Source organism: Polaromonas sp. YR568 (assembly GCF_900116715.1).
Classification (GTDB): Bacteria; Pseudomonadota; Gammaproteobacteria; order Burkholderiales; family Burkholderiaceae_C; genus Polaromonas.
Window position 1 is genome coordinate 15,635 of sequence record NZ_FPBM01000017.1, and the last position, 26,899, is coordinate 42,533.

The 26,899-nt window shown below is 61.2% G+C and carries 29 protein-coding genes and 3 tRNA genes; 16 read left to right on the forward strand and 16 right to left on the reverse strand.

Features of this window, described 5'->3' with window-relative positions; all coding sequences use genetic code 11:
* Window positions 1–86: 86 nt before the first annotated feature.
* A complete protein-coding gene (gene coaD, locus BM408_RS22020; protein WP_092132785.1) occupies window positions 87–596 on the forward strand; it encodes a pantetheine-phosphate adenylyltransferase in 510 nt (169 codons plus the stop codon).
* 1 nt (window position 597) lies between these two features.
* Window positions 598–867: a YfhL family 4Fe-4S dicluster ferredoxin gene (locus tag BM408_RS22025; RefSeq protein WP_092132787.1), complete on the forward strand. Its 270-nt coding sequence runs from the start codon at window positions 598–600 to the stop codon at window positions 865–867.
* A gap of 23 nt (window positions 868–890) precedes the next feature.
* Here the strand turns inward: BM408_RS22025 and pth are convergent, their stop codons facing one another.
* From pth to BM408_RS22060, 7 genes are all read right to left on the reverse strand, one after another.
* Entirely contained in the window at window positions 891–1,517 is a 627-nt protein-coding gene (pth, locus tag BM408_RS22030; RefSeq protein WP_092132788.1) for an aminoacyl-tRNA hydrolase, read from the reverse strand.
* A gap of 155 nt (window positions 1,518–1,672) precedes the next feature.
* The gene (locus BM408_RS22035; protein ID WP_092132828.1) at window positions 1,673–2,368 is read right to left on the reverse strand and encodes a 50S ribosomal protein L25/general stress protein Ctc; all 696 of its coding nucleotides are present in this window, start codon (window positions 2,366–2,368) and stop codon (window positions 1,673–1,675) included.
* A gap of 107 nt (window positions 2,369–2,475) precedes the next feature.
* The gene (locus BM408_RS22040) at window positions 2,476–3,450 is read right to left on the reverse strand and encodes a ribose-phosphate pyrophosphokinase (protein ID WP_092132790.1); all 975 of its coding nucleotides are present in this window, start codon (window positions 3,448–3,450) and stop codon (window positions 2,476–2,478) included.
* A gap of 230 nt (window positions 3,451–3,680) precedes the next feature.
* Window positions 3,681–3,757: transfer RNA gene (locus BM408_RS22045), tRNA-Gln, on the reverse strand.
* Between the two features lie 85 nt (window positions 3,758–3,842).
* Entirely contained in the window at window positions 3,843–4,781 is a 939-nt protein-coding gene (gene ispE, locus BM408_RS22050) for a 4-(cytidine 5'-diphospho)-2-C-methyl-D-erythritol kinase (protein WP_092132791.1), read from the reverse strand.
* A gap of 52 nt (window positions 4,782–4,833) precedes the next feature.
* Window positions 4,834–5,238 (reverse strand): outer membrane lipoprotein LolB, encoded by a 405-nt coding sequence (locus tag BM408_RS22055; protein ID WP_254774915.1) that lies wholly within the window; start codon window positions 5,236–5,238, stop codon window positions 4,834–4,836.
* A gap of 132 nt (window positions 5,239–5,370) precedes the next feature.
* Window positions 5,371–7,143 carry a tetratricopeptide repeat protein gene (locus tag BM408_RS22060; protein ID WP_092132793.1) on the reverse strand — a complete coding sequence of 591 codons (1,773 nt, stop codon included), beginning with the start codon at window positions 7,141–7,143 and terminating at the stop codon, window positions 5,371–5,373.
* Window positions 7,144–7,309: 166 nt separating this feature from the next.
* Between BM408_RS22060 and mutM the strand changes: the two genes are divergently transcribed.
* The 3 genes from mutM to mutY all read left to right on the forward strand — a co-directional run bounded on the left by mutM (window position 7,310) and on the right by mutY (window position 11,322).
* A complete protein-coding gene (gene mutM / locus BM408_RS22065) occupies window positions 7,310–8,125 on the forward strand; it encodes a bifunctional DNA-formamidopyrimidine glycosylase/DNA-(apurinic or apyrimidinic site) lyase (protein ID WP_092132794.1) in 816 nt (271 codons plus the stop codon).
* A gap of 78 nt (window positions 8,126–8,203) precedes the next feature.
* A complete protein-coding gene (locus BM408_RS22070) occupies window positions 8,204–10,186 on the forward strand; it encodes a dynamin family protein (protein WP_092132796.1) in 1,983 nt (660 codons plus the stop codon).
* A 62-nt stretch (window positions 10,187–10,248) separates the two neighbouring features.
* Window positions 10,249–11,322: an A/G-specific adenine glycosylase gene (gene mutY / locus BM408_RS22075; RefSeq protein WP_092132798.1), complete on the forward strand. Its 1,074-nt coding sequence runs from the start codon at window positions 10,249–10,251 to the stop codon at window positions 11,320–11,322.
* 11 nt (window positions 11,323–11,333) lie between these two features.
* On the opposite strand, the gene rapZ is transcribed toward mutY, so the two are convergent.
* From rapZ to BM408_RS22090, 3 genes are read right to left on the reverse strand one after another with little or no spacing between them, the layout of a single operon-like run.
* Window positions 11,334–12,200, reverse strand: a complete 867-nt coding sequence (rapZ, locus tag BM408_RS22080) for an RNase adapter RapZ (RefSeq protein ID WP_092132799.1) — start codon at window positions 12,198–12,200, stop codon at window positions 11,334–11,336.
* Complete coding sequence (gene recN, locus BM408_RS22085) at window positions 12,200–13,843, reverse strand: DNA repair protein RecN (RefSeq protein ID WP_092132801.1); 1,644 nt, start codon at window positions 13,841–13,843, stop codon at window positions 12,200–12,202. Before recN ends, rapZ begins: the two co-directional genes overlap by 1 nt.
* Before the next feature lie 18 nt (window positions 13,844–13,861).
* Window positions 13,862–14,737, reverse strand: coding sequence for an NAD kinase (locus tag BM408_RS22090; RefSeq protein ID WP_092132802.1), 876 nt, complete (start codon window positions 14,735–14,737; stop codon window positions 13,862–13,864).
* Window positions 14,738–14,786: 49 nt separating this feature from the next.
* Between BM408_RS22090 and hrcA the strand changes: the two genes are divergently transcribed.
* From hrcA to greB, 5 genes are all read left to right on the forward strand, one after another.
* Window positions 14,787–15,806, forward strand: coding sequence for a heat-inducible transcriptional repressor HrcA (gene hrcA / locus BM408_RS22095; protein WP_092132804.1), 1,020 nt, complete (start codon window positions 14,787–14,789; stop codon window positions 15,804–15,806).
* A gap of 24 nt (window positions 15,807–15,830) precedes the next feature.
* A tRNA-Ile gene (locus tag BM408_RS22100) sits at window positions 15,831–15,907 on the forward strand.
* A gap of 27 nt (window positions 15,908–15,934) precedes the next feature.
* Window positions 15,935–16,011 (forward strand) — tRNA-Arg (locus BM408_RS22105).
* Between the two features lie 193 nt (window positions 16,012–16,204).
* Entirely contained in the window at window positions 16,205–16,459 is a 255-nt protein-coding gene (locus BM408_RS22110) for a hypothetical protein (protein WP_092132805.1), read from the forward strand.
* Between the two features lie 44 nt (window positions 16,460–16,503).
* Entirely contained in the window at window positions 16,504–17,067 is a 564-nt protein-coding gene (gene greB / locus BM408_RS22115; RefSeq protein WP_092132807.1) for a transcription elongation factor GreB, read from the forward strand.
* Here greB and BM408_RS22120 read toward each other — a convergent pair.
* The 4 genes from BM408_RS22120 to BM408_RS22135 form a co-directional block, all read right to left on the reverse strand.
* Window positions 17,064–19,310, reverse strand: a complete 2,247-nt coding sequence (locus tag BM408_RS22120; RefSeq protein WP_092132809.1) for a RelA/SpoT family protein — start codon at window positions 19,308–19,310, stop codon at window positions 17,064–17,066. The two genes, greB and BM408_RS22120, sit on opposite strands and share 4 nt — an antisense overlap.
* 109 nt (window positions 19,311–19,419) lie before the next feature.
* Window positions 19,420–19,623, reverse strand: a complete 204-nt coding sequence (gene rpoZ, locus BM408_RS22125; RefSeq protein WP_092132810.1) for a DNA-directed RNA polymerase subunit omega — start codon at window positions 19,621–19,623, stop codon at window positions 19,420–19,422.
* A 41-nt stretch (window positions 19,624–19,664) separates the two neighbouring features.
* Window positions 19,665–20,285 carry a guanylate kinase gene (gene gmk / locus BM408_RS22130; RefSeq protein WP_092132812.1) on the reverse strand — a complete coding sequence of 207 codons (621 nt, stop codon included), beginning with the start codon at window positions 20,283–20,285 and terminating at the stop codon, window positions 19,665–19,667.
* A 45-nt stretch (window positions 20,286–20,330) separates the two neighbouring features.
* Complete coding sequence (locus tag BM408_RS22135; protein WP_092132813.1) at window positions 20,331–21,248, reverse strand: YicC/YloC family endoribonuclease; 918 nt, start codon at window positions 21,246–21,248, stop codon at window positions 20,331–20,333.
* Between the two features lie 70 nt (window positions 21,249–21,318).
* On the opposite strand from BM408_RS22135, the gene BM408_RS22140 reads away from it, so the two are divergent.
* The 6 genes from BM408_RS22140 (at window position 21,319) to BM408_RS22165 (ending at window position 26,193) form a co-directional block, all read left to right on the forward strand.
* On the forward strand, window positions 21,319–22,326 hold the full coding sequence (locus BM408_RS22140; RefSeq protein ID WP_092132815.1) for a serine/threonine protein kinase: 1,008 nt from the start codon (window positions 21,319–21,321) through the stop codon (window positions 22,324–22,326).
* On the forward strand, window positions 22,323–23,225 hold the full coding sequence (locus tag BM408_RS22145; protein WP_092132816.1) for a PP2C family protein-serine/threonine phosphatase: 903 nt from the start codon (window positions 22,323–22,325) through the stop codon (window positions 23,223–23,225). The genes BM408_RS22140 and BM408_RS22145 overlap by 4 nt, the downstream gene beginning before the upstream one ends.
* Window positions 23,226–23,340: 115 nt before the next feature.
* Entirely contained in the window at window positions 23,341–24,069 is a 729-nt protein-coding gene (gene rph, locus BM408_RS22150) for a ribonuclease PH (RefSeq protein WP_092132818.1), read from the forward strand.
* Between the two features lie 46 nt (window positions 24,070–24,115).
* Entirely contained in the window at window positions 24,116–24,724 is a 609-nt protein-coding gene (rdgB, locus tag BM408_RS22155; protein WP_092132819.1) for an RdgB/HAM1 family non-canonical purine NTP pyrophosphatase, read from the forward strand.
* Between the two features lie 34 nt (window positions 24,725–24,758).
* Window positions 24,759–25,949: a radical SAM family heme chaperone HemW gene (gene hemW / locus BM408_RS22160; protein WP_092132821.1), complete on the forward strand. Its 1,191-nt coding sequence runs from the start codon at window positions 24,759–24,761 to the stop codon at window positions 25,947–25,949.
* Window positions 25,950–25,965: 16 nt separating this feature from the next.
* Window positions 25,966–26,193, forward strand: a complete 228-nt coding sequence (locus BM408_RS22165) for a hypothetical protein (protein WP_092132822.1) — start codon at window positions 25,966–25,968, stop codon at window positions 26,191–26,193.
* Between the two features lie 53 nt (window positions 26,194–26,246).
* Here the strand turns inward: BM408_RS22165 and BM408_RS22170 are convergent, their stop codons facing one another.
* Window positions 26,247–26,561 (reverse strand): I78 family peptidase inhibitor, encoded by a 315-nt coding sequence (locus tag BM408_RS22170; RefSeq protein ID WP_092132824.1) that lies wholly within the window; start codon window positions 26,559–26,561, stop codon window positions 26,247–26,249.
* Between the two features lie 146 nt (window positions 26,562–26,707).
* On the reverse strand, window positions 26,708–26,899 hold a 192-nt coding region (locus BM408_RS23095; protein WP_217649455.1), incomplete at its 5' end, for a hypothetical protein.

Sequence of the window (26,899 nt, forward strand, 5' to 3'; positions counted from 1 at the left end):
CCCTGGCCCTCCGCCAGCCTTGCCTGCCTCGTGGTTACAGCAGCGCCCACGGCGCGGAAAAGGGCGGGGCGGGCATAATTCCCCCTATGGCTACCCCCCGCATCGCTGTTTATTCCGGCACGTTTGACCCGTTCACGCTGGGCCACGACGACGTGGTGCGCCGCGCGGCAGGGCTTTTTGACCAGCTCGTTATCGCGGTGGCCGTTGCCCATCACAAGAAAACCCTGTTCACGCTCGACGAGCGCGTCGCGCAGGTGCAAGCCGCCACGCAGGGCATCGCCGGCGTCAAGGTGCTGCCGTTTGACGGCCTGATCATGGATTTTTGCGCCGCCCAGAAGGCCTCGGCCGTGGTGCGTGGCATCCGCAACATCACCGACTTTGACTACGAAGCGCAAATGGCGGCCATGAACCGCAAGCTGCGTCCGGAAGTGGAAACCGTGTTTCTGCTACCCGACGCGCCGCTGCAATGCATCAGCAGCACGCTGGTGCGCGAAATCAGCAAGCTGGGCGGCGATGTCGGCCAGATGGTGAGCCCGGCGGTGGCGTCGGCCCTGGCGGCGGCGCACAAAGCGGGTCAAACCGGCAAAGGGGGCTGACATGGCCCTGATGATCACCGACGAGTGCATCAACTGCGACGTCTGCGAGCCCGAATGCCCCAACCAGGCGATTTACCTGGGCAAGGAAATCTACGAAATCGATCCGCATAAATGCACCGAATGCGTCGGGCATTTTGACGAACCGCAGTGCGTGCAGGTCTGCCCGGTGGCCTGCATTCCCCTGAACCCGCAGCACATCGAAACGCGCGAAACCTTGTGGGAAAAGTACCAGCGCCTGCAGACCGTCATCCCGGTCATCGCGGCCCGGTGAGGCTTGGTTAGCGGCTGGAGGCCTTAATCCTCCGCGTCGGCCTCTGGTGCGGCTTTGCGCGGTGGTTTGGGCCGCGGCGGCGCGCTGGTGTGGATCATCATCGTGGCCTTTTCCATCTCGCCCTTGAGCAATTCCGGCACAGCCTTGATGCAGCGGGTGATGCAGTCCTCAATCGCCACGCGATGCTCCTGTGAGGGCTTTTTCAGCACCCAGTTGACCACCTCGGCCTTCACGCCCGGGTGGCCCACGCCGATGCGCAGGCGCCAGTAGTCGGCGGTGCCCAGTTGCGCATGGATGTCGCGCAGGCCGTTGTGGCCGGCATGGCTGCCGCTGAACTTGAGCTTGACCTGGCCGGGCACGATGTCCATTTCGTCATGCGCCACCAGCACCTCGTCAGGCGCGACCTTGAAAAAACGCGCGAGCGCCGCCACCGATTTGCCGGAGACATTCATGAAAGTCAGTGGCTTGAGCAGCCAGACGTTCTGGCCGTTGATGGTGGTGCGCGCCACCTGGCCGTGGTAGCTCCTGTCCAGGCTGAGCGGGGCTTTGAGCTCATCTGAGAGGGCGTCAATAAACCAGAAACCGGCGTTGTGGCGGGTGGCTTCGTATTCAGGGCCGGGGTTGCCCAGGCCGACAAACAATTTGATCATTTGGAGATTTCCATCCGCCCGATTCTAGGGGCGCGTGTCCTCGGGTCTTTGCAAGCGTGCGGTTCGGGTTCAAGACGAGTCACCCAAGAAAAACGGCCCTTGTCCTGCAAGAGGACAAGGGCCGTGAGCCTTTTCAGGCCTGTGCCGAAAGTGAATTACTTCTTGGCGGCAGGCTTGGCAGCGTCGGCCTTGGCGCCGGCTTTGGCTTCCTTGGCGGCAGCGGCTTTAGCGGCTTTCGGGTCCACCGGTGCGGCTGCGGCAGCGGCTGCTGCGGCATCGGCCTCGGCTTCTTCGGAAACAGCAGACACCGACACCAGAACCGGGTTGTCCTGGCCCTTGGCCACGAACTTCACGCCCTTTGGCAGGGTGATGTCCTTGATGTGCAGCGGCGAGCCCTTCTTCAGGCCCTTCAGGTCGACGGCGATGAATTCGGGGATGTCTGCTGGGAAGCAGGACACGGTCAACTCGGTGATCACGTGGTTGACCAGGCAGTTTTCGGTCTTGACGGCCGGAGACTCTTCTTCACCGCTGTAGTGCACGGGCACTTTCACGGTCATCTTGGTCTTGGCTTCCACGCGCTGGAAGTCGATGTGCAGGATCTGCTGCTTGTAGGGGTGCATTTGCAGGTCGCGCAGCAGAACCTTGTGTTCTTTGCCGGCCAGTTCCATCTCGAGGATGGAAGCATGGAATGCTTCTTTCTTGATGGCGTGGAACAACGCGTTGTGATCGATTTCGATCAGCGTGGGTTCACCGGTGCCACCGTAAACAATACCGGGCGTGCGGCCGGTGATGCGGAGACGGCGGCTCGCACCCGTGCCCTGCTTTGCGCGCTCAAAAGCGACGAATTTCATAATCAACTCCAATAAAGAACGGACCGCGACCAGTCTCGCTCTGCTTTAAAAAGCTGCTTTTGTTTCATGACGAGTCACGAAACGGGGCAGCCGCTTTTTGTTTCAGCTCAAAACAGGTTGTCCTGGTCTGAAAACAAACTCATGACCGACTCTCCACGGGCGATGCGCTGGATGGTTTCAGCGATCAGCGGCGCCACGGAGAGCTGGCGAATCTTCTTGCAGCCTTCTGCATTGGGGCTCAGCGGAATGGTGTTGGTAATCACCACCTCATCGAGTGCGTCGCCCTGGGCGATGCGGTCGATGGCCGGGCCCGAAAAAATCGGGTGCGTGCAATACGCATAAACTTTCTTGGCGCCGCGCTCCTTGAGCACTTCGGCCGCCTTGACCAGCGTGCCGGCCGTGTCGATCATGTCGTCCATGATCACGCAGTTGCGGCCTTCGATGTCGCCGATCACGTGCATCACTTCCGACACGTTCGCCTTGGGGCGGCGTTTGTCGATGATGGCCATGTCGCAGCCCAGCTGCTTGGCCAGCGCCCGGGCACGCACCACGCCGCCCACATCGGGCGACACGACCATCAGGTCGGCGTAATTCTTCTGGCGCAAATCGCCCAGCAGCACCGGCGACGCATAAATGTTGTCGACCGGAATATCAAAAAAGCCCTGGATCTGGTCGGCATGCAGATCCATCGTCAAAACACGCGACACGCCCACGGCCTGCAGCATGTTGGCCACCACCTTGGCCGTGATCGGCACACGCGCCGAACGCGGGCGGCGGTCTTGCCGGGCATAGCCGAAATATGGAATCACCGCGGCGATGCGCTCGGCCGAAGCCCGTTTCAGCGCGTCCACCATGATGAGCAGTTCCATCAGGTTGTCGTTGGTCGGTGCGCAGGTGGACTGCACCACAAACACATCACGGGCCCGGACGTTCTGCTGGATCTCGACGGTCACTTCACCATCCGAAAAACGGCCGACATGGGCTGCACCCAGTGAAATGCCCAGATGCTGGGCGATGTCGGAGGCCATGCTCGGATTGGCATTGCCGGTGAAAACCATGAAATCGGGGTGGTGCGTTTGCATGTGGGGCCCAGCTGCTACAAGGACTTGAACGTGGCTGAAATTTTTATCGAAGCAATATACGCACGGGGGACAACACGTTGCAAGGGGGCTTGGCAGTGAGCGCCGCTTGCCTGGCGTGTTTCCAAAAACACACAGACCCGCTGATACACATCACGCGGGTCTGTCAGGAGTCATGCGGAACCGCTCCGGGCGGTACCGCAACACCGGGGCTTGGCCCTCGGTGAGTAATTTGGCAGGGGTGGAAGGATTCGAACCTGCGAATGCCGGAATCAAAATCCGGTGCCTTAACCAGCTTGGCGACACCCCTACACAGGACAGTTGTTGTTGCCAACAACAGACCTATAAACTTTTCAATTAGGTCGCTTGGAAACGCATTTTCAAGAGCGGTTATTTTACCAACCGGCCAGTGGATGCGCCTCCAAATTACTGCATTTGCGGATTTTCCAGCCATCAGGCAAACCTGATAAGTCCGGCAAATCTGCCTCGTGCAGCAGTTGCGCAAATACAGCACTTCCGGAGCCGGTCATGCGCCCTTGGAGTCCCTTCGTTTTAAGCCAATCAAGCGACTGGCCAATCTGAGGGCATATCTCCTGCGCTACCGGCTGCAAGTCGTTGCGGCCAAATCCGAAATCGAATGATTTCAGCGGGCCTTCAGCATTTGCAGCAAAGCCTTGGATTGTAGCAGTTTCTGTGTCGCGTTTGAGCCCAGGCGCACTGAAAATACCTTGCGTCGGGAGTCCCACGGGTGGTTTGACCACCACGAAGCGGGCCGGCGGTAAGGCCAGGGGCGTGATTTTTTCACCTATGCCCTCGACCCAGGCGTGGCCGCCCGAGAGGAAAAAGGGCACGTCCGCGCCCAGCGACAGGGCGATAGCCTGCAAATCTTGTGGCGGCAGGTTGACGCCCCACAGCCTCTGGAGCGCTAGCAGGCAGCTGGCCGCGTCGGATGAGCCGCCGCCCATGCCCGCTTGCGACGGGATCCGCTTTTGCAGGCCGATATGCACCCCCAGCGAGGTGCCGCATGCGGTCTGCAGCGCCCTGGCAGCCCGCACGGCGAGGTCTTCGGCCGGCAGCAGGTCCGTGCCGGCTGTTTGATCGGGGTCGCCGAGGTCTTCGCGGCTGATTTGGCCATCGTTGCGCAGCTCGAAGTGCAGGGTGTCGCACCAGTCGATCAGCATGAACACCGACTGCAGCAGGTGGTAGCCGTCAGGCCGGCGGCCGGTGATGTGCAGGAAGAGGTTGAGTTTGGCTGGCGCGGCGACGTCGTAAAGAGCTTTGAGCGGCCGGGTGGCGCTTGAAACTGGCGCAGAGAGGGGCGCAGAAAAGGTCATGACAGGACGGCGGAACTAGCGGCGGGCGACGACAAGCGGATGCGAGGCGGGATTATTGGTCGAGCACAACACGCAGGTCGGCTTGCGGGGCGGGCTCGGTTCTTTTGGCTGAAATGCGGCCTTCCTTGTGGCGCGAAAGATCGGCGGACCAGCCGCTGGCGCTGGCGGGCTCGCCCTGCAGCCAGGCAAACAGCGCCGCCACCGGAACGGAGGCGCCTGTGGCCCGGGCCATCAATTCATCCACCGAAGAAAAGCGGTGCACCTTGCCGTTGCCTGAGTCCAGCACGGCTTCGCCGGGCGACCAGCGCAGCACGCCCAGCACGCTGCCCAGCGGGCTGATCAGCGAGAGTTCGCCCTGCTCGGGCTTGCCCTTGAGCTCAAAACTGGCGGAAAAAGACTGGGGGGGCTCGCTTTGGACCTGCAGGCTGATGCGGCCGGTCCAGAGCTCATTTTGCAAGTCATTTTGGCCTGTTGCCCTCGGCACTTGTGCGCAACCAGCTATCAAAAAAATAGCAAGCATGCCGGCGCATGAAGAGGCCCATTGCGCCAGGCGCACGCGAAAAAAGATCGGCAAGGTATGACTTCCGGTTTACAGCTTTACGCGCAGGCGCTTGAGCGTCTCGAGCAGCGTTTCGTTTTCAGGGTTGAGCAGCCGGCCTTCTTTCCAGATGACGAGGGCGCGGTCGCGCTGGCCCATGGCCCAGAGCACTTCACCGAAATGCGCCGCGATCTCGGCATCGGGCTTGGCCTTGTAGGCGGCCTCAAAAATCTGCACCGCTTCGGCGTTGTTGCCCATGCGGAACTCCACCCAGCCCAGGCTGTCACGGATGAAAGGGTCGGCGGGGGCGAACTCGAGCGCCTTCTTGATCAGCTCGCGCGCTTCCGGCAGGCGCACATTGCGGTCTGCAAACGAATACCCCAGGGCGTTGTAGGCGTGGTGGTGGTCGGGCTTGACCTGGATAACCTTTCGGAGCAGGCGTTCCATGCCGTCCAGGTCGCCAATCTTTTCAGCCATCATGGCCTGGTCGTACAGCAACTCGGTATCGTCCGGGGCTTTAACCAATGCTTGTGCCAGCACGTCGTGGGCCAGCTTGTATTGCTTGAACTCGCGCAGCAGGCCTACTTCCGCGTTCAGTTTCAGCCTGGTATCCGCCGGGCTGCGCTCGGGCAGCGCCTGCAGCAGGCGGCGGCCTTCTTCCAGCTTGCCCTGGCTGGCCAGGATGGAAGCGCGGCGGGTTTGCGCCATCGCCAGGTCGGAGGAGTTTTCGATTTTGGCCAGCCAGCTTTCGGCCGCCGCGAAATCCTTGCGCTTTTCGGCCACCTGAGAGAGCGAGAGATAGGCCTGGGCCAGGCCCCGGTTGCGCTCGCCATCAGGGGATTGCTTCTGGGCCAGCGCGACATACCGTTCAAGCGAAGCCTGCGCCGGCGCCAGCTGGTTGTCTTGCAACTGCAGGGAGCCCAGCACCAGCCAGCCCTCGGGCAGATCAGGCTTGTCGCGCGTGACTACCAGCAACTGGGCGCTTGCCTCGGCGTAGCGCTGGCTGTCGAGCAGGGCCCGGGCATAGCCCATGCGGATCTCGGGCATGGCTTTGGGGTTGCCTTCAAAGTAATTGCGGACCACGGCCTCGGCTTCGGGCAGTTTCGGGTCCATCAGCTCCAGCGCCACCAGCGCGGGGCCTTCCGTACGGGGTGCGGCTGTCTGGCCGCGCTGGGCGGCGGCCAGTGCGCCGTTGCCGTCGCCTGCTGCCAGACGCATGCGCGCCACGGTCGTCCAGGCGGCGCCGGCGGTTGCGGGGTTGCCCAGGTAGTCCGTCAGTGCAGTTTCAACAACCGTGCTGGCCAGTTTTTTGTCTGTGACCCGGGCATAGGCGCGCGGCACTGCGGCAAGGACCGCGGCCCGTTCGATGTCGGGTGCGAGCCGGATTTCGGTCTGCAAGGGCTCGGCCGTGTCGGCGATCCGGTTGAGCGCCACCAGGATTTGCAGGACATAACGGTTGGCTTCGCGCGAATTGGGCTGGTCCTGCTTCCAGGCCCGGGCCGCCTGCAGGGCGGCTTCGCCCGAACGGGACTGCAGGGCGATGTCCGTGGCGCGCTGGTAAAGCTGGGCGTCGCCTGTTTTGCGGGCGGCATCCAGCATGAGCTCGAAGCCCGCAGCGGGCTCGCCGTCCTGCAAGGTCATTTCGCCGACCAGCAACTGGTAGAAAAGGGCGCCGTCCAGCATCGAGGAGGGCGCTGCTTCCTGGGCCGCTTTGGCCTCGGCGAGCGTCGAAGGCGCCGCCAACAGGGGCTCGGCTGGTTGCGCCAGAGCCAGGGGTGCCGCGAGCCACAGGGCGCTGAGGCCAAAGCCAAGTTTTTTCTTCATCGAACCATGATAATTGATGCTTCCCGGCGATGCTCCCGCTTTACGCTGCGGGCTGTATGCCCTTTACCGGTCTTTTACCGCCTGTGGCCGCCGTCACCCCCGATTCAGGCGGCATTCAGAGTCTCAGGGGCTTGTGTGGACTGACCGGGCCCCAATTTGCGAACCTATGCCTGAACTGCCAGAAGTTGAAGTCACCCGCCTGAGTTTTGCGGACCGCATCGCGGGCGCCCGCATTGAGAGCGTCCAGATGGGCAAGCCCCTGCGCTGGCCCCTGGGCTGCCAGCCCGCGCTGCTGGTCGGCCAGCAGGTGCTGGCGGTGCGCCGGCGCGGCAAGTACCTGCTGGTGGACCTGAGCGAGGGGCTGCTGATGATTCACCTCGGCATGTCCGGCAGCGTGAGTTTTGGCGCTGGCTTTCCGGCGCTGGGCAAGCACGATCACTTTGAAATGATTACCAGCCTGGGAACCCTGCGGCTGAACGATCCTCGGCGCTTCGGCGCGGTGGTCTATGCCCGCGATGAAAACACCCCTGGCGCCCAAAAACTGCTGGGCCGGCTGGGCGTGGAGCCGCTGAGCGACGCTTTTGACGCCGCCGGCTTTCACCAGGCGCTGAAACTGCGGAACACGGCCATCAAGCAGGTGTTGCTGGGCGGCGCGGCCGTGGTGGGCGTCGGCAATATTTATGCGTCCGAGGCGCTTTTCCTGGCGGGCATACGCCCCACGACCCGGGCCAGCAAGATCAGCAAACCGCGGGCGGCCTTGCTCCATGGCGCCATCCGGCAGGTGCTGGCACAGGCTGTTACAAAAGGCGGGAGCACCCTGCGGGACTTTTCGAATGCGCAGGGCGAATCGGGCTATTTCCAGCTGGAGGCCATGGTGTATGACCGCGCGGGCCAGCCGTGCCGGGTGTGCGCAACCCCCGTCAAAAGCATCCGCCAGGGCCAGCGTTCGACGTTTTATTGTGTGAGTTGCCAGAAGCCCTGAGCTGATGCTACGTACACGCTCCAATGGCTCTTTCGGGTGCGCGATGCTATATTGACCGACCAACACGACGGACCACCGATGTCTTTTAACGAACAATTTGACCAGCACGGCGCATGGCGGCGCGAATTTGCACTGCGCCTGAAGCTGCTTGCCGAGTGGATGAAAGATCACGACTTGCTTGATGCGGCAGTCGAGGAGCGTCTGCAGCGGCTTGAGTCCCAGGTGCGTTCCGACAAAGTCATGGTGGCTTTTGTTGCCGAATTTTCGCGCGGCAAGTCCGAGCTGATCAATGCGATCTTTTTTGCCGGCTACGGCCGCCGCATCATGCCGGCCAGCGCCGGCCGCACGACCATGTGCCCGACAGAGCTGGGTTACGACGCGGACGTGCCGCCTTGCCTGCGCCTGCTTCCCATCGAAACGCGCCTGCAAAAGCAGGCACTGATGGAATGGCGCGCAGTGCCCGAGAAATGGACGCGCCTGGACCTGGACGTCAACGACCCGGCGCAACTGGCGCAGGCGCTTGAAAAGGTAGCTGAAGTCCGGCACGTCACCAAAGACGAAGCCCGTGCGCTTGGTTTCTGGCATGACAACAGCCCAGAAGACAACCCGCTGACCGGCGCCGACGGTCTGGTCGAGGTGCCCAAGTGGCGCCATGCACTCATCAACATCGCGCACCCCTTGCTCAAGCAGGGCCTGGTCATCCTCGACACGCCCGGCCTGAACGCGATCGGCGCGGAGCCTGAGCTGACCGTCAGCCTGATCCCGCAGGCGCATGCGGTGGTGTTCATTCTGGCCGCCGATACCGGCGTCACCAAGTCCGACCTGTCGATCTGGCGCGAGCACCTGATCACCGATGGCGACGGCACGGATGCGCGCCTGGTGGTTTTGAACAAGATAGACACCCTGTGGGACTCCCTGAGCACGCCGGAGCAGATACAGGCACAAATCGACAAGCAGCGCGCCACCTCTGCCGAGATTCTCGGCCTGCCTGAAAGCCAGGTCATTCCCGTTTCTGCCCAGAAGGGCCTGGTGGCCAAGGTCACTCGCGACAAGAAGCTGCTGGAAGCCAGTCACTTGCCGGCGCTTGAGCTTGCGCTCGGGCAAGGCGTCATGGGCCAGCGCCAGAAAATTTTGCGTACGGCGGTGGCCGGCGGTATTGGCGAGCTCAGGACGGAAGCCGGACGTGCCATGCATATCCGCCGGCGCGACCTGGCCGAGCAGATGATCGAGCTGCGCGGTTTGCGGGGCAAGAATATCTCCGTGATCAAGCACATGCGCAGCCGCATCGAGCAAGAACAGTCCGAATTCGACACCAGCGGCGCGAAGATTCAGGCGGTGCGCTCGGTTCATCTCAAGCTCCTGCGCGAAGTATTCAACCTGCTCAGCACGCCGACCCTGAAAGCCGAACTGGCGGAGTTGACGAATGCGCTGAAACAGCCGGGCATCAAGCTGGGCGTCAAAAAGGCCTATGGCCAGACTTTCTCGCGCCTGCGCGAGGGCTTGCAAAAAACCCAGATCCTCAGCGGCGAAATCCAGTCCATGCTGACGGCTTCTTTCCGCCAGCTCAATGCGGAGTTCAGTTTTTCGCTGCAGGCGCCCAAAGAGCCTGAGCTGGTTCGCTACGAACACGACCTGGAATTGATAGAGCGCAGCCACCTCCAGTACCTGGGTGTCGGCAATGTGCTCAAGCTTTCACAACCCGAATTCTCCGAGCGTCTGGTGCGCGCGCTGGCGACGCGCCTGCGTGTGGTCTACGAAACCGCCCTTGGCGAAGTAGAGCTCTGGAACAAGTCGGCGGCATCGCAACTGGATGCGCAGCTGCGCGAGCGGCGCCGCAATTTCGGGCGCAGGCTGGAGGCCATTGAGCGCATTCAGCAAGCCGCATCGGGGCTGGACGAGCGTATCGCCGAGATCGACCAGCAGGAGAGCGTGCTCAATGAGCTGGATACCAAGCTCACCGAGTTGACCGCGCACCTGATGGGTGGCCCTTCAGCGCAGGACAACGCGCAGAGCGCCAGCAAGGCTGCCGCTGAAGCCGCGGCCCTGCCCGAGGCCGCCTGAGCGTTGCCGGCAGGACTCCCAGTTTTCCCGCGTCTTCGTCCTTCCAAGGCGCAGAGCCGGCGATGAAGCAAGCCGCCCCACAAACCCTGTCCGGTTTCTCCTCGGAGATCGTCCGCTGGCAAAGCACACACGGGCGCAATACCCTGCCCTGGCAGAACACGCGCGACCCCTATCGTGTGTGGCTGTCCGAAATCATGCTGCAGCAGACCCAGGTCGCGACGGTTCTCGATTACTACGCCCGCTTTCTTGCGCGCTTTCCCACGGTCGCTGAACTCGCCGCCGCGAGCGAAGATGAGGTACTCGGTTTGTGGAGCGGGCTGGGCTACTACAGCCGCGCGCGCAACATGCATCGCTGCGCAAAAGATGTCATGGCCCTGCATGGAGGGCGCTTTCCAGGCACCGCCGAGCAGTTGCAGACTTTGCCCGGCATAGGCCGCTCAACCGCCGCCGCCATTGCCTCTTTCTGCTTCGCGGAGCGCGTCGCTATCCTCGACGGCAACGTCAAGCGGGTGCTCACGCGGGTGTTGGCGTTTTCCGCCGACCTTGCGCAAAGCGCCAATGAAAAAGCGCTGTGGAACGAGGCGACGGAGCTGCTGCCCAGGCGGGATTTGGCCAACGCCATGCCGCGCTACACCCAGGGGCTGATGGACCTGGGCGCGACGATTTGCGCGGGCCGCCAGCCGCAGTGCCTGCTCTGCCCCGTGCAGAAGCTGTGCAGCGGTTTTGCCGAGGGCGACCCCGGGAAATACCCCGTGAAGACACGCAAGCTCAAGCGCAGTGCGCAGGGCCTGAGCCTGCTCTGGGCGCAGCGGCCCGACGGTTCGGTGTGGCTTGAAAGACGCCCCGGCCGCGGCGTCTGGGGTGGCCTGTATTGCCTGCCCGTTTTTGACAGCGACGATGAGTTGAAGGCGGTACTGCCCGCTTCCTTGCAATCGCGGCTTGACCCTTTGCCGCAGTTTGTGCACGTGCTCACGCACAAAGACTTGTACCTTTCGCCGTGGGTCGCGGGTTTTGGTGCCAGCCAGGCCCTGCCAAAGACCATGGTGTCGGAAGAACGGCCCGGTGCCTGGTTCGGCCCCGACGCCTGGCCCGCTTTGGGCCTGCCGGCGCCCATACGCAAGCTGCTTGCCGCCTAGGCTCCGGGCGGTTAGCCGGCGTCCAGTTCGCGGTGCCGCTTCAGCGTGCGCCAGTGGGGGCTGAAAGCAGCCGCAAGTTGTTCAACCAGGTAAACCGAGCGGTGCTGGCCGCCGGTGCATCCGATGGCGACCGTCACGTAGCTGCGGTGATCGCGCACCAGCGCATTCAGCCAGTGGTTGAGAAACTGCTCGATGTGCCTGAACATGTCGCCGACCTCGGAGTGCGCTTTGAGGTAGTTGGCTACGGGCTCATCCAGCCCCGTCAATTGGCGCAGGCCGGACTCGTAGTGCGGGTTGGGCAGCATGCGCACATCGAAGACGTAGTCGGCGTCCAGGGGTACGCCCCGCTTGAACGCGAAGGACTCGAACACCAGTGTTAGCTGCGTGATGGGCGCGGAAATCAGCGATTTCACGTAGCCCTGCAGCTGCGAGGACCGGATCATGCTGGTATCGAGCACATGGGCCTGCTCGCGCATTTCGCCGAGCAGCTCGCGCTCCAGCTCGATGGCGTCGACCAGCGCGCGGTGCTGGTCGGAGGCATCGATGCGCGACAAGGGGTGCAGCCGGCGCGTTTCCGAAAAACGGCGCACCAGGGTTTCCGTGTTGGCATCCAGGAAAAGCGACTGCACCACCACGCCTGAATCGCGCAACTGCCGCAGCTGCTGGGGAACGAGGGGCAGCGAGGTCGCGCTTCGCACATCCATCGCAATCGCTACCTTGGAGGCGCCATGTTGCTGCTCCAGTGCGACGAAGGGAGTCAGCAGTTCGGGGGGGAGGTTGTCGACGCAGTAATAGCCGGCATCCTCCAGCGCATGCAGGGCCACGGATTTACCGGAACCGGACATGCCGGTGATGAGGACCATCTCCAGGCTTGCCATCACTCGCCCAGCATTTCCTTGGCGTGCGCCAGTGTGGTGCCCGAGAGCCGCTCGCCGCCTAGCATACGGGCTACTTCAGCCACGCGCTGCTCTCCATTGACATGGTCTACTGTGCTGAGTGTGGCGCCGTTTTCGGCCCGTTTGGCGACCACAAGGTGCTGGTCGGCGCACGCCGCCACCTGGGGTAAGTGAGTCACCGCCATGACCTGGCGGTCTTTGCCCAGCTGTTTCATCAGGCGGCCGACGGTCTCTGCAACCGCGCCTCCAACACCCGAATCGACCTCGTCGAATATGAGTGTCTGCGCCTGCCCCAGCTGGCTGGTGGTGACTGCAATGGCCAATGCAATGCGCGACAGCTCGCCGCCGGAGGCGACTTTGCCTACAGGCCGTGGTGTGCTGCCGCTGTGGCCTGCCACCAGGAATTCGGCTTGCTCAAGCCCATGCTGGGCCGGTTGTTCAAGTTTGCTCAGGGCAACGTCGAATTTTCCGCCCTGCATGCCCAGGCCTTGCATGGCCTGGGTAATGGCCTTGGCAAGCTTGGGTGCGGCCTTGCCGCGCGACCTGGATATCTGGCCGGCTTCTTCAAGGTAGGCTGACTTTGCCTGGTTCTCGTTTCTTTCCAGTTGCGCCAGGTCAGCCGCCTCGTCGAGTTTTTGCAGCTCTGCCAGCCAGGATGCAAGCAACTCGGGCAGTTCTGCCGGTGTGCGTTTGTAGCGGCGAGCCAGGCTGACCCACAGGGAAAGACGCTCGTCCAGTTCCGCCAGGCGCTGGGGTTCCAGTTCGGCGTGCCTGGCGTAGCCGTTCAGCGAATGGACTGCGTCTTCCATCTGGGCCATGGCGCTGTTCAGCACTTCGACGATTCCCTTGAATTCGGGCTCGATGTGCTCCTGGCTTTGCAGTGAAGTGATGGCTCGTCCCAGCAATGCGGTGCCGTTTTCGTCGGCGTCCTGCAATGCGTCGACGGCGGTTTGCACGGCATCGCGCAAGGCTTGCGCATTGGACAGGCGTCCGTGCTGGGCATTGAGTTCGTCCCACTCGTCAGCACCGGGCGCCAGCTTGTTCAGCTCGCCGATCTGCCAGGAGAGGCGCTCGCGTTCGCGTTGCAGGTTGTCTTGCGCATCGCGCGCGTCGCTGAGGGTTTTTTGGGCCAGGCGCCACTGCTGCCAGAGGCGGGACAGCTCCGCGGTGGAGACGTCTGCATAGGAATCAAGCAGGCCGCGCACCGCATCGGGCCGCGTCAGGCTCTGCCAGGCGTGCTGGCCATGAATATCCACCAGCTGATCGGCGATCTCCTTGAGCTGGCCTGCGGTCGCTGCGCTGCCGTTGATCCAGGCGCGGCTTTTGCCTTGCGCATCAATGGTTCTGCGCAGCAACAAGGTATCGCCGCTGTCGAAACCGGCTTGTTCCAGCCAGGGGGCCAGGCCTGCCGGGCTGTCGAATTCCGCGCTGATTTCACAACGCGCAGCACCCTCGCGCACCACGCCGGCGTCGGCACGGGCCCCCAGGGCGAGCTGAAGGGCGTCAATCAGGATGGACTTGCCTGCCCCGGTTTCCCCCGTGAGCACCGTGAATCCGCTGGACAAGTCCAGTTCGAGTTCATGGACGATCACAAAATCGCGAAGTGAAATGCTTTTTAGGCTCATAACTTGGATCCGGGCCGTTCAGGCCCCGCCTTCATTCCAGTGAAGCTTTTTACGCAGCGTATCGAAATAGCTCCAGCCCTTGGGGTGCAGGAAGCGCATCTGGTGTTCCGAGCGCCGCACAGTAATACGGTCGCCGTGCAGCAGGCTGGCCAGGGATTGCATGTCGAAGTTGGCACTGGCGTCCCGGCCCGCCACCACTTCAATCGTGATTTCCCCGGAGTCCGACAGCACGATGGGCCTGTTGGAGAGGGTATGCGGGGCAATGGGCGCCAGCACCCATCCTGCGATGGAGGGATGCAGCAGTGGGCCGCCGGCAGAGAGCGCATAAGCGGTGGAGCCGGTCGGCGAGGCGATGATCAGGCCGTCCGCGCGCTGGTTCGCCACAAAACGGCCGTCTACCTCGACACGAAGCTCCACCATGCCGGCAGTTGCGCCGCGGTTGACGACAACATCATTCATGGCGGTGGCGCTGAAGACGCAGCGGCCGTCCCGCACCACCTTGGCCTGCATCATCCAGCGGCGGTCTTCCTCGTATTCGCCGCGCAGCATGGGGATGAGCGTGTTCTGGTAGTCCTCAAAGGCAATATCGGTAATGAAGCCCAGCCGGCCCTGGTTGATGCCCACGAGGGGGATGCCGAATTGGGCCAGCAGCCTGCCTATACCCAGCATGGTGCCGTCGCCGCCGACCACCAGGGCCAGGTCGCAATGGGCGCCGATGCCGGCCGCGTCAAGGGTCGGAAACTGCGTCAGTCCGGTATTGCTGGCGGTGTCCTGCTCGATCGCCACATCGCAGCCCTGGGTGCCCAGGAACAGCGCGATATCCTCCAGTGCCGACCGGGAACCTTGTGCGTGGTACTTGCCGATCAGTGCGACATGGCGGAATTGCGACTTCATCGGCAAATTACATCACAACACGGTGACCGAAGCTTCGTAGAATGTCACCATGCTTGATGATCGTGCCCGGTTGCTGCTCAAAGCGCTGGTTGAACGCTATATCGCCGACGGCCAGCCGGTGGGCTCACGCACGCTGTCGAAAGCCTCGGGGCTTGAACTGTCTCCCGCCACCATCCGCAATGTGATGAGCGACCTGGAAGAGCTGGGCCTGATTGTCAGCCCCCACACCTCGGCGGGCCGCATACCCACTGCGCGGGGCTACCGGCTCTTCGTCGACACCATGCTGACCACGCAGCGCGACCCCTTCACCGGGCCAGGCCAGATCAGCGCCCCCCGCTTGGCGCCCGACCAGCCGCAAAAGGTGCTCAGCAGCGCGGCGCATATGCTGTCAAGCCTGTCGCAGTTCGTCGGCGTGGTCATGGCGCCGCGGCGCACTTCGGTGTTTCGCCATATCGAATTTTTGCGGCTGTCCGAAAAGCGTTTTCTGGTGATCATCGTCTCGCCCGACGGTGACGTGCAGAACCGTGTCATCTTCACCGAGGCCGATTACACGCAATCCCAACTGGTGGAAGCGGCCAACTTCCTGAATTCGCATTACGCCGGTATGGCCATTGAAGAGGTGCGTGAGCGCCTGCAGAACGAAGTGGAAGCGCTCAGAGGCGAAATCGCCGCACTGATGCAGGCGGCCGTCAAGGTCAGCTCCGAAGCCATCGAGTCGCGGGATGAGGTCGTGATTTCCGGTGAGCGAAACCTGCTGGCTGTCAGCGATTTCTCCGGCGACATGGGCAATCTGCGCAAGCTGTTCGACCTTTTCGAACAAAAAGCGCAGCTGATGCGCCTGCTCGACGTCTCAAGCCGCGCCGAGGGCGTGCGGATTTACATCGGCGGGGAAAGCCAGGTCATCCCCTACCAGGAACTGTCGGTGGTGACCGCTCCCTACGAGGTTGATGGACAGGTCGTGGGCACGCTGGGCGTGATCGGCCCCATGCGCATGCCCTACGAAAAAATGATCCAGATTGTCGACATCACCTCCAAACTGGTCAGCACCGCCCTCAGCCATAGCAAGTAGGCCCTTACAATTGCCCTCTTGTGTGGGGCGTTAGCTCAGTTGGTTAGAGCAGAGGACTCATAATCCTTTGGTCGAGTGTTCAAGTCACTCACGCCCTACCATTTAAATAAGCTATAATTTGAGGCTTAGCGGCTGTAGCTCAGTTGGATAGAGTACTTGGCTACGAACCAAGGGGTCGTGGGTTCAATTCCTGCCAGCCGCACCACTTTTAAAGTGATTTAAATAGCCTAGAGGCGTAAGCCTCTAGGCTATTTTTCTTTCCGGAAGGGCTTTTAGGCCCCGCTTCCTGGCATTTCCTAAAGCGCGATAGTGGTTTTTCCTAGGGCCACATCGCCTCGGGCGGGCTGTACGCTCATCGGAGGCTACGCTATTCTTGAAGCTTCTTCCGGAGGAGAGACATGGATTCATCGAATGTCGAGGACCACGGCGAGTGGCTCAGTTTTGGCTTGACGCACGCGGGAAAGACCATCCCGGTCAGGATTTCCCGTGAGGCGATGGAAGAGTTCTTCGGGGCTGCGTCAGGGCCGGATTCCCTGAAAAAAGCCTATGAACTGGATGCCGAAATGATTCACGCCCGGGCCGTCGATCTGGTCGTGGCGGGGGTTGCTTACACGCCGGACAATCCCCTGGTGCTCAAGGTGGAAGATTTCTAGAAGCATTCACGGCCGGCAGCCATGAATGCTATGGTGGCCGGAGCATGAACAAAGCCTTTACCAAAGAAACCGAGCCGGACGACGACGAACCGGCGCTTGCGCCCCTGCCTGCGGGCGGCAAAAACTACATTACGCCCCAAGGCTACGAGCGTCTGCGCAGCGAGCTGCTGGACTTGATTGATAACGAGCGCCCCAAGATGGTGGACGTTGTCCATTGGGCTGCCAGCAATGGCGACCGCTCCGAAAACGGCGACTATCACTACGGCAAAAAGCGTCTGCGTGAGATAGACCGGCGCATCCGTTTTTTGACACAGAGGCTGGAGATTGCCGAGATCAGCGATCCCTCCATCCATCACGGCCGTGACCAGGCTTTCTTTGGCGCCACCGTGACCTACGCCGATGACAGCGGCACGGAGCGCACCGTGACCATCCTGGGGATCGATGAGGCCAACAGCGCTTTGGGTCAGATCAGCTGGATATCGCCTGTCGCCAGGGCCTTGCTCAAGGCAAAGGTGGGTGATGAAGTGAGCCTGCACACCCCCCAGGGCTTGCAGACGCTTGAGATCTTGACGGTGGACTATCCGGCCCCCGGCAAGACGGTGGGTTAGCCGGTCGATTTGGCCCGTTGCACTCTTAGTACAGAAGGGGTGCGTTTCACACTTCGCAAGGCGGAAGCCAGGTGTATGCGGTCACGCACAGCCACACCGAAGCGGAGGTCGGTGGCGTCGTGTGAAGGCTCCTGCTGCATGTCTACGTGAGTGATGTCAGCCTCGGCACTGGCCAGCGCGGCAGCTACGCGCGCCAGCACTCCCTTGCCGTTGGAAACAGTCACCAGCAAATTGGTCTCAAAGGTGCGCACCGGCTCGTCGGACCAGTCCACGGCGATGAAGCGCTCACTGTCACGGTGTTGCAAGCGCTTGGCAACCGCGCAATCGTCTGTATGTATGACCAGGCCCTCGCCGCGGCCCAGGTAGCCGACGATGCCGTCACCGGGAATCGGCCGGCAGCAGGGCGCAAACTGCACCGAAGCGCCTTCGCTCCCGTCGATCACCAGCCCGCCCTGCGAGACCGACTCATGGGCGGTATAGCGCTCGCGGCTCATCAGCAGCGCATTGGGTTTTTCGCCGGTCTCGGCAAGCAGGGTCACGATGCGTTTGGCCACCATGCTGGCAATCCGCTTGCCCAAGCCGATGTCGGTCAGCAAATCTGCACGGGAGCGGTTGCCGGTAAAGCGCAGGATCTTTTCCCAGGTGGCGTGATGAGCCTCGTCGTCTTCCGGAAGGCGCTCACGCTCAATACCTTCGGCCCGCAAGGCCTGGGCCAGCATTTTTTCGCCCAGATCCTGCGATTCTGAAAGCGCCATGGTTTTCAAGTGATGGCGTATCTTGGAGCGCGCCTTGCCCGTGCGAACAAAGCCCAGCCAGCCTGGGTTAGGGCTGGAGACGGAGGCGGTGATGATCTCGATCACGTCACCGTTGTGCAGCTCGGATCGCAGGGGCACCTGCTCGCCATTGACTTTGGCTGCGACGGCGCGGTGCCCCACATCGCTGTGAATGGCGTAGGCAAAGTCCACAATGGTTGCGCCGCGCGGCATGGCCATGATCTGGCTCTTGGGCGTAAAAACGTAAACCGCTTCGGGGAAGAGATCGATCTTGACGTGATCCCAGAATTCGGCGGCATCCCGGGTTTCATGCTGGATGTCCAGGAGCGATTGCAGCCACTGCGCTCCCAATCGCTGCGAAGCGTCACCATCAGGGTCGGTGGCCTTGTATAACCAATGCGCGGCGACGCCGGATTCCGCCACCACGTGCATGGCCTCGGTACGCATCTGGAACTCGATGTTGGTGCCGAAAGGGCCAACCAGCGTGGTGTGCAGCGACTGGTAGCCGTTGATTTTCGGAATTGCGATGTAGTCTTTGAACTTGCCGGGCAGGGGTTTGTAGAGTTGGTGCAACACCCCCATGGCCGTATAGCAGGCGGTAAGGTCTTTGACGATCACCCGGAAGCCATATAAGTCAGTCACCTGCGCAAACGACAGGTGTTTTTCGTCCATCTTCCTGTAGATGGAGTAAAGCGTCTTTTCGCGGCCCGAGATGTGCACAGGCACGTGCGCATTGTCGAAGGCAGACTCGACTTCTCCCTGCACCCGCTTGATCACATCGCGCCTGCGGCCGCGGGCCCGTTGCAGGGCCTTGGTCAAGGTGGCATAACGCCAGGGGTGCAGATGCTGAAAAGACAGGTCCTGCAGTTCCCGGTAAGTTGTGTTCAAGCCCAGGCGGTGTGCTATGGGCGCGTAGATATCGAGGGTTTCACGCGATATGCGCGTCCACTTGGCGCGTGGCACGTCACCCAGGGTGCGCATGTTGTGCGTGCGGTCTGCCAGCTTGATCAGGATGACCCGGACATCCCGCGCCATTGCCAGCAGCATTTTCCGGAACGACTCGGCCTGGTTTTCTTCTCGCGTGTTGAATTCCAGCTTTTCAAGCTTGGTGAGCCCGTCCACCAGCTCGGCGACAGGCGCCCCAAAACGCTCTATGAGTTCCGGCTTTGTGACCCCACAGTCCTCAATGGCGTCATGCAGCAGCGCGGCCATGAGCGCCTGCGCGTCCAGTTTCCACTCCGCACATTGCTGTGCAACGGCGATCGGATGGGTAATGTAAGGTTCGCCGCTGTTGCGCAACTGGCCCAAATGGGCCTCATCGGCAAAGCGATAGGCGCGGCGCACGTTCTCGATGTCGGCGGCGCTCATGTAGTCCAGCTTGGCGGTCAGCGCAGCAAAACTGGCCGCTGCGGCGTTGGCGGCTGCAGGGGTCGATTTGCTGGAAATGACGGGCGAAAGCATGGCGCTCATGCCTTAAATGTATCGCGGCGAGGATAAAAGGTAAAAAAAGTGGACTTTATGGGGCCAGAAATGAAAAAAGCACCGCCAGGCGGTGCTTTTTATCGAGCCAAGCTTTGAATCAGGTGGGTACTTTTTTCAGCATTTCCAGGCCGATCTTGCCTTCGGCGATTTCGCGCAGGGCGGTGACGCCTGGCTTGTTCTTGCTTTCGATCTTGGCGGCGTGCCCTTGGCTGAGCATGCGTGCGCGGTACGTGGCGGCCAGAACGAGCTGGAAGCGGTTCGGGATTTTCTCGAGGCAGTCTTCGACGGTAATGCGGGCCATGGTGATCTCCGGTGTGATCGATAAGGTGAAAAGCGATGAAATCAGGGAATTTGAAGGGCCTGGAAGGTCTCGGCACGGGCTCGCCGCTGGGCCGAAAACTTGAGCCGCTGGGCATGCACAATGGTTTTCAGGTCGAAAACTGCCCGCTCAAACAACTCATTGATTATAACGAAGTCGAATTCCCGGGCTTGGGCCATCTCAAGCGCGGCATTTTTAAGCCGTAATTCGATGACTTCCGCCGTGTCTTCACCGCGCCGCTGCAGGCGGGAGCGAAGTTCTTCCCAACTGGGCGGAAGGATGAAAATCAGCACCGCATTGGCAAAAATACGCTTGATGTTGATGGCGCCCTGGAAATCGATTTCCAGAATTACATCGGCGCCATGGGCCACCCGCTCCTCAATGGTTTGCCGGGACGTGCCATAGCGGTGACCGTGCACATGCGCCCATTCCAGGAAGGCGTCGCGCTTCACCATGCCATCGAAATCTTCCGGTGACAGGAAAAAGTACTCCCTGCCGTGCTTTTCCTGGCCGCGAGGCGGGCGGGTGGTGTGCGACACCGAAGGCTGGATACGTGAATCCAGCTCCATCAGGGCCTTCACCAGGCTGGATTTGCCCGCCCCGCTGGGGGCGGCTACTACAAAGAGATTTCCGGGGTAGTCCATGCGTACTGTGCGTTTATTGCTATAGGTTTTGTAGTAAATGGCGCATTACTCGATGTTCTGGACCTGCTCGCGGATCTGCTCGATCAGCACTTTCATGTCGACAGAAATACGGGTGAGCTCCAGGGACGCGGACTTGGAACCCAGCGTATTGGCTTCACGGTGCAGTTCCTGAATCAGAAAGTCGAGGCGTTTGCCCAGCTCCCCGCCGCTTGAGAGCAGGCGGTCGATTTCATCCAGGTGAGACGAAAGGCGGGTGATCTCTTCGGCTACGTCAATCCGGATGGCAAAGGCGGTGGCTTCGGTGAGCGCCCTGTCCTGGGCGATTTCTGGCAGGGCGGTGCTGTCGGACAAGGCCATGGCCTCTTTCCAGCGCTCCAGAAAGCGGTTTTTTTGCTGCTCCACCAGTTTTGGGACCATGGGTACCGCCAGCGCGGCCAGCGCCCGCAGCTGCGCCGTACGGTCAAGCAGCATCTGAGCCAGCCGGGCGCCTTCGCGCTCACGGGCTGCCATCAGCTCCTTCAAGGCATTTTTGGCCAGTTTGAGCAGTTCGTCACTGTAGTCGTGAGGCTTCTTGTCTTCATTGGTGGCGATTCGCAGGATATCCGCCACGCTCAGCGCCGCTGCCTGGGGCAGCCAGGATTTGATGCTGTCTTCCAGGGAGCCCAGGCGCTGCAATGTGGCAGACGAAGGCGCACGCAAGGTGCCGGCCGAGGTGCTTTCGAGGGACACGCGGACTTCCACCTTGCCCCGCTTGAGCTTGCCGGTAAGCAACTCACGCAAGGCTGGCTCCGCCTGCCGCAGTTCATCGGGAAGCCGAAAGGCCAGATCCAGAAACCGGCTGTTGACGGAACGTATCTCGACGCCTAAACGGGAACTGGCATCCGCACCCGAATCAGTTTCCGGGGCGGATTGCGCCATGCTCGATTGCACGGCTGCGTAACCCGTCATGCTGTAAACTGACATTTGTAAATACGCTTTACTAGAGAGAGAACAAGACCAGGCTGACATTGTCATGTCTGCCTCATCCCAAATTATGTCAAAGGTCAAGCCCGCACCATTGCCGCCCGACACCGTGATTGGTGGCTATCGTGTTGTGCGAAAACTTTCGGCCGGTGGTTTCGGCGTAGTTTACTTGGCCGTCGACAACGAAGGCCAGCAGGTAGCCATCAAGGAATACCTGCCGTCTTCTCTGGCAAGCCGCTCCCCGGGCGAGTTGTTGCCGCAAGTGCAGCCTGAAAAGCTCTCCTTGTACCGCCTGGGGCTCAAAAGCTTCTTCGAAGAAGGCCGCTCGCTGGCCCAGATTGCGCACGGATCCGTGGTGAGCGTGCTGAATTTCTTCCGCGAGAACGAAACCGTCTACATGGTGATGAATTACCTGGAAGGCGGCACGCTGCAGGACTTCATCATCACCGCCCGGGAGCTGAAAAAGCAGAAAGTGTTCCGCGAATCAACGATTCGCTCGCTTTTTGACGAAATTCTGCGCGGGCTGCGCATCGTGCATCAGCACAAGATGCTCCACCTGGATATCAAGCCGGCCAATATTTTCATCACCGACGACAACCGCGCCGTGATGATCGACTTCGGCGCCGCCCGTGAAGTGCTGAGCAAGGAAGGCAATTTCATTCGCCCGATGTACACCCCCGGCTTTGCCGCACCCGAGATGTACCGCCGGGATTCGTCCATGGGCCCGTGGACCGACATTTATGCCATTGGCGCCTGCATTTACGCCACCATGCAGGGCTATCCGCCCAACGATGCGCCGCAGCGTCTTGAAAAAGACCGTTTGTCGCTTGCCCTGTCCCGTTTGCGTGGCGTCTATTCCGATAACCTGATTGAGGTTGTAGAGTGGTGCATGTCGCTCGATCCCCTGTCACGCCCACAGTCGGTTTTTGCCCTGCAGAAAGAGCTGAGCCGGGAAGGCGAGCGCCGCTACACCAAGCTGACCGTCAGCGAAAAGGTCCGCCTGCAGTTCGACAACATGGTGTCCGACACCAAAAAAACCGCGCGTAAGGCCACTGGCTTTGCGACGAAATTCAAATGAAATTCTCAGTCTTTCAGGTGAGCCGAAAAGGCGGGCGCGAGAAAAACGAAGACCGCATGGGCTATTGCTACACGCGCGAATCGGGCTTGTTCGTGCTGGCAGACGGCATGGGCGGCCACCCCGAAGGCGAGGTGGCGGCGCAGCTGGCGCTGCAGACCATCTCCGCGCTCTACCAGAAGGAAGCGCGCCCCGTCATTGAAGACACGACCGAATTCCTGTCGACCGCCCTGATGGCGGCGCATCACCAGATCATTCGTTATGCCAGTGAAAAAGGCATGCTCGACACGCCCCGCACCACGCTGGTAGCGGCCATTTTGCAAGGCACCGGCGCTACCTGGGTGCACTGCGGCGATTCCCGCCTGTATGTGGTGCGTGACGGCGAATTGCTGACGCGTACCCGCGACCATTCTTACCTTGAGCAGCAAAGCGCCGGCGTGATCAAGCTGGAGCGCGTCAATCGCAACATTCTTTTCACCTGCCTGGGTTCGCCCACCAAGCCCGTCTTTGACGTGGCAGGGCCCGTCACCCTGCAGCAGGGCGACAAGCTTTTGCTGTGCTCCGACGGCCTTTGGGGCAGCCTGAGCGACGCGGAAATTGTCCGCCACCTGGCCAGCAAAGGCGTGTCGGATGCCGTGCCTGATCTGGTCGAAAACGCCTTGCGTACCGGTGGCGAGCACAGCGACAACGTCACGGTGTTGGCCATGGAATGGGAAACACCCGACGCCTTCGAGTCGACCCGGGGCGTGTCTACCGACAGCATCATGGACGGGGTGTTTGCCTCGACCATCCAGGCCGGCGTGCTCGATTCCGTGGTGGATGACCTTGATGAAGCGACCATCGAAAGATCGATCGCCGAGATCAACGAAGCCATACGCCGCTCCGCCGCCAAAAAGGCCTGACACCTCCTGTTGCGGGTTCAGGCCTCAGCGCAGGCGCCGTTTGGCGCCGTTTCCGTTTTTCCCCGTATTTCTTATTCGCCTACCTGTCCGGCACTTCGCCAGAAAGCCATCCATCATGAGTCAGTTTGAACGAAGCGGCGCGCGCGCAGCCGATGCATTGCGCGCTGTGCGCATTACCCGCCACTACACCGTCCATGCCGAAGGGTCGGTGCTGATCGAATTCGGCGGCACAAAAGTGCTTTGCACCGCCTCTGTCGAAGAAAAAGTCCCCGGCCATAAAAAAGGCAGTGGCGAAGGCTGGGTGACGGCCGAATACGGCATGCTGCCGCGCGCCACACATACCCGCAGCGACCGCGAGGCCGCCCGCGGCAAACAAAGCGGCCGCACCCAGGAAATCCAGCGCCTCATCGGCCGCTCGATGCGCACGGTGTTTGATTTGAAGAAGCTCGGTGAACGCACGATTCACCTCGACTGCGACGTCATCCAGGCCGACGGCGGCACCCGCACGGCCAGCATCACCGGCGCCTTCGTCGCCGCGCAGGATGCAGTGAATACCTTGATCGCCAGCGGCAAGCTCCAGCAAACCCCCATCATTGACCACGTGGCCGCCATTTCGGTCGGCATCGTGCAGGGCACGCCGCTGCTCGATCTTGAATACACCGAAGACTCGGCCTGCGACACCGACATGAATGTCGTCATGACCGGCGCCGGCAACTACGTGGAAGTGCAGGGCACGGCCGAAGGCGCGGCGTTTTCGCGTAAAGAGATGGATGCGCTGCTGGTGCTGGCCGAAAAAGGCATCAAGGAGCTGGTCGGGCTGCAAAAGGCTTCGCTATCAAACTAGTAGCTGCTTGCGCTCGTATCTATTGGCCTGCAGCCACTTTTTGCTTATGAAAATCGTCCTCGCATCAAATAACAAGGGCAAGCTCGCCGAGTTGAAGGCGATGCTGGCTCCGCTGGGGGTGGCGCTCGTCAGCCAGGCCGATCTGGGCTTGCCCGAGGCCGAAGAGCCGTTTCGTACTTTTGTGGAGAATGCGCTGGCCAAGGCCCGACAGGCCTCCCGTCTCAGTGGCCTGCCGGCGCTGGCAGACGATGCCGGTTTGTGCGTCGACGCCTTCGGCGGCCTGCCGGGCGTAGACACGGCCTTCTACGCCACCCAGTTCGGCTATGAAAAGGGCGATGACAACAACGTCAAGGCTTTACTTGAGCAAATGGCCGGTTTGACCGAAGCATCCCAACGCCGCGCCGCGCTGGTCAGCACGCTGGTGGCGGTTCGCTCGGCGGAAGATCCTGAGCCCTTGATCGCTTCGGGCCGCGTGGTGGGGCAGATCGCGCCTGAACCATTGGGTGTCAATGGCTTTGGCTTCGACCCGGTGATGTTTATTCCCGAATTCGGCAAAACGTTTGCGCAATTGCCGGTCGAGGTCAAAAATGCCAACAGCCATCGCGGCAAAGCGGCCCGGCAAATGATTGAACTCATGCGCGAGCGTTGGCTTTAGCCGCCCGCCGCCCACGTCATCCCCATTACCCGTCATGGCTCAGCAAGACATCCAGCATTACATGCGTAGCGGCACGCTGCAGCTTGCGGCTTTGCCGCCGTTGTCGCTGTATGTGCATTTGCCGTGGTGCCTCAAGAAATGCCCCTACTGCGACTTCAACTCGCACGAGGCTGTCGGCGAGATGCCCGAGCAGCGTTATATCGACGCCGTCGTTGCTGACCTTGAAGCCGCGCTGCCCCTGATCTGGGGCCGTATGGTGCACAGCATTTTTATTGGTGGCGGCACACCCAGCCTGTTTTCTCCCCAAGCCATAGACCGTTTGCTCGCCGACATCCGCGCGCGCCTGCGGCTGGAAGCCGACTGCGAGATCACGCTGGAAGCCAATCCAGGCACTTTCGAGAAAGACCGCTTCAAGGCCTTTCGCCAGGCCGGCGTGACGCGCCTGTCGGTCGGGGTGCAGAGTTTTGACGACAAGCACCTCAAGGTTCTGGGCCGCGTGCATGATCGCGCCCAGGCCATCGCTGCCGTGGAAGAAGCTGCGCAGGCATTCGACACCTTCAATCTCGACATCATGTATGCGCTCCCCGGCCAGACCATGCAAAGCCTTGAGCAGGACATGCGCCAGGCATTGGCGTTGCAGCCGCCTCACATCTCCATCTACCACCTGACGATTGAGCCCAATACCTACTTCGCCAAGTTCCCGCCGGTGGTCCCCGAAGAAGACACGGCCTACGCCATGCTCGACAAAATCACCGAGATGACCGGCGCCTCGGGGCTGCAGCGCTATGAGGTGTCAGCGTATGCCAAACAGGGGCATCGCTGCTTTCACAACCTCAATTACTGGAACTTCGGGGACTATCTGGGCATAGGCGCCGGCGCGCATAGCAAACTCAGCTTTGCGCACCGTGTGGTGCGGCAGGTGCGTTACCGTGAACCGAAGCTCTACATGGAAAAGGCCCTGGCGGGCGATGCGGTGACGCAGGAAACCGAAGTCAGCCGCGCCGACTTGCCGTTTGAGTTCATGCTCAATGCCTTGCGGCTGCGGGACGGTTTCAAGCTGCAGGACTTTGCGGAAAAAACGGGCCTGCCTTTTACCGCCATTCAGAAAGGCCTGGAAGAGGCCGAGCGCAAAGGATTTATCGAACGCGACTTTGCCCGCGTCAAGCCCACGGAGCGCGGTTTTGATTTTTTGAACGACCTGCAATCACTCTTTCTGGCCGATTAAACCGCCCAAGCGATCCATGGAAACTCCAGCCATTATTTTTCTTGTTGTCAGCTGCGCGATCAGCTTTGGGCTGGGGCGGCTCTTTGTGCACTTTCGCGATAAAAGACGCGAGAAGGCGGCCCGGGAACGCGAAGCCCTGGCATTGCGCAACCGCCCGCCCGAACCCGAGGCCCTGAACAAAGCCAAACGCAAGCGGCAACTTCAACAGGCTGAGAAGGAAGACGGCAAGGGCCGCAAGCGCTGACAGAAGAATTTGTCAGCGGCCGCCGGATTGATCCCGGCTGCCTTGCGCGCTACTCAGCCGCAGTTGACGCGCAACACGCGGCCGGTATTGTCCACAGACAGGTTCAGGCGCTCCGCATTGAACTCCATCGTCACGACCTGATCGGGCTTGAGCACCCGGCTTGTTTTGGCCCCAGCCCGTGCGCGGGCATCACTTTCCAGCGCGGCATCCACAATCCGCCCCACGGCAAATTGCGCAGGGGCTGCATTGCATCGTGTGGCCACAGGTGTAGGTGCGGGGGCCGCCTCAGCGCCTGAAGAGGCCGTGCTGCCGCAGGCTGACATGAAGAGTGGAGCAATGATGGCAAGGGTCGCAATGGCTAAGCGCATGGTGATGTCCTTTCAAAAGAGTAGCGGCCGAGTACCGGCCGGGCCCGGTTGTCGAGAGCTTACCGCCGCGCAATGGCAAGGTAGTCGGGTGACTCGCCGGTATTTTTTGTAGGTGCAGGCCTTTGCCGGCAGGCAGGGCAGGCACTTCAGAGGGCTGTTCCGCGGCTTTGGCGGAACTGAAGGATAACCATCGAATAACCACCAGCAGTGGCCTGATAGTGATCAAAACCCTTGATTTGCCAGTGGCGGAAGCGGTGGCTTAAGAACAACACTTTAAGGCCCGGAACTCCCGGGCTTTTTCTTTGGGCTGCGCAATTTGCGCCATTTTTTTGCCCGAA

Bases quoted from the DNA above. Each gene is read 5' to 3' on its own strand.
- recN (WP_092132801.1), bottom strand. From the start codon at position 13,843: ATGAGCCTAAAAAGCATTTCACTTCGCGATTTTGTGATCGTCCATGAA.
- pth (WP_092132788.1), bottom strand. From the start codon at position 1,517: ATGATCAAATTGTTTGTCGGCCTGGGCAACCCCGGCCCTGAATACGAA.
- rdgB (WP_092132819.1), top strand. From the start codon at position 24,116: ATGAAAATCGTCCTCGCATCAAATAACAAGGGCAAGCTCGCCGAGTTG.
- greB (WP_092132807.1), top strand. From the start codon at position 16,504: ATGAACAAAGCCTTTACCAAAGAAACCGAGCCGGACGACGACGAACCG.
- BM408_RS22170 (WP_092132824.1), bottom strand. From the start codon at position 26,561: ATGCGCTTAGCCATTGCGACCCTTGCCATCATTGCTCCACTCTTCATG.
- hrcA (WP_092132804.1), top strand. From the start codon at position 14,787: ATGCTTGATGATCGTGCCCGGTTGCTGCTCAAAGCGCTGGTTGAACGC.
- BM408_RS22140 (WP_092132815.1), top strand. From the start codon at position 21,319: ATGTCAAAGGTCAAGCCCGCACCATTGCCGCCCGACACCGTGATTGGT.
- BM408_RS22025 (WP_092132787.1), top strand. From the start codon at position 598: ATGGCCCTGATGATCACCGACGAGTGCATCAACTGCGACGTCTGCGAG.
- BM408_RS22060 (WP_092132793.1), bottom strand. From the start codon at position 7,143: ATGAAGAAAAAACTTGGCTTTGGCCTCAGCGCCCTGTGGCTCGCGGCA.
- BM408_RS22070 (WP_092132796.1), top strand. From the start codon at position 8,204: ATGTCTTTTAACGAACAATTTGACCAGCACGGCGCATGGCGGCGCGAA.
- ispE (WP_092132791.1), bottom strand. From the start codon at position 4,781: ATGACCTTTTCTGCGCCCCTCTCTGCGCCAGTTTCAAGCGCCACCCGG.
- BM408_RS22040 (WP_092132790.1), bottom strand. From the start codon at position 3,450: ATGCAAACGCACCACCCCGATTTCATGGTTTTCACCGGCAATGCCAAT.
- BM408_RS22120 (WP_092132809.1), bottom strand. From the start codon at position 19,310: ATGAGCGCCATGCTTTCGCCCGTCATTTCCAGCAAATCGACCCCTGCA.
- BM408_RS22035 (WP_092132828.1), bottom strand. From the start codon at position 2,368: ATGAAATTCGTCGCTTTTGAGCGCGCAAAGCAGGGCACGGGTGCGAGC.
- mutY (WP_092132798.1), top strand. From the start codon at position 10,249: ATGAAGCAAGCCGCCCCACAAACCCTGTCCGGTTTCTCCTCGGAGATC.
- BM408_RS22135 (WP_092132813.1), bottom strand. From the start codon at position 21,248: ATGTCAGTTTACAGCATGACGGGTTACGCAGCCGTGCAATCGAGCATG.
- BM408_RS22110 (WP_092132805.1), top strand. From the start codon at position 16,205: ATGGATTCATCGAATGTCGAGGACCACGGCGAGTGGCTCAGTTTTGGC.
- mutM (WP_092132794.1), top strand. From the start codon at position 7,310: ATGCCTGAACTGCCAGAAGTTGAAGTCACCCGCCTGAGTTTTGCGGAC.
- BM408_RS22090 (WP_092132802.1), bottom strand. From the start codon at position 14,737: ATGAAGTCGCAATTCCGCCATGTCGCACTGATCGGCAAGTACCACGCA.
- rapZ (WP_092132799.1), bottom strand. From the start codon at position 12,200: ATGGCAAGCCTGGAGATGGTCCTCATCACCGGCATGTCCGGTTCCGGT.
- hemW (WP_092132821.1), top strand. From the start codon at position 24,759: ATGGCTCAGCAAGACATCCAGCATTACATGCGTAGCGGCACGCTGCAG.
- BM408_RS22145 (WP_092132816.1), top strand. From the start codon at position 22,323: ATGAAATTCTCAGTCTTTCAGGTGAGCCGAAAAGGCGGGCGCGAGAAA.
- coaD (WP_092132785.1), top strand. From the start codon at position 87: ATGGCTACCCCCCGCATCGCTGTTTATTCCGGCACGTTTGACCCGTTC.
- rpoZ (WP_092132810.1), bottom strand. From the start codon at position 19,623: ATGGCCCGCATTACCGTCGAAGACTGCCTCGAGAAAATCCCGAACCGC.
- rph (WP_092132818.1), top strand. From the start codon at position 23,341: ATGAGTCAGTTTGAACGAAGCGGCGCGCGCGCAGCCGATGCATTGCGC.
- gmk (WP_092132812.1), bottom strand. From the start codon at position 20,285: ATGGACTACCCCGGAAATCTCTTTGTAGTAGCCGCCCCCAGCGGGGCG.
- BM408_RS22165 (WP_092132822.1), top strand. From the start codon at position 25,966: ATGGAAACTCCAGCCATTATTTTTCTTGTTGTCAGCTGCGCGATCAGC.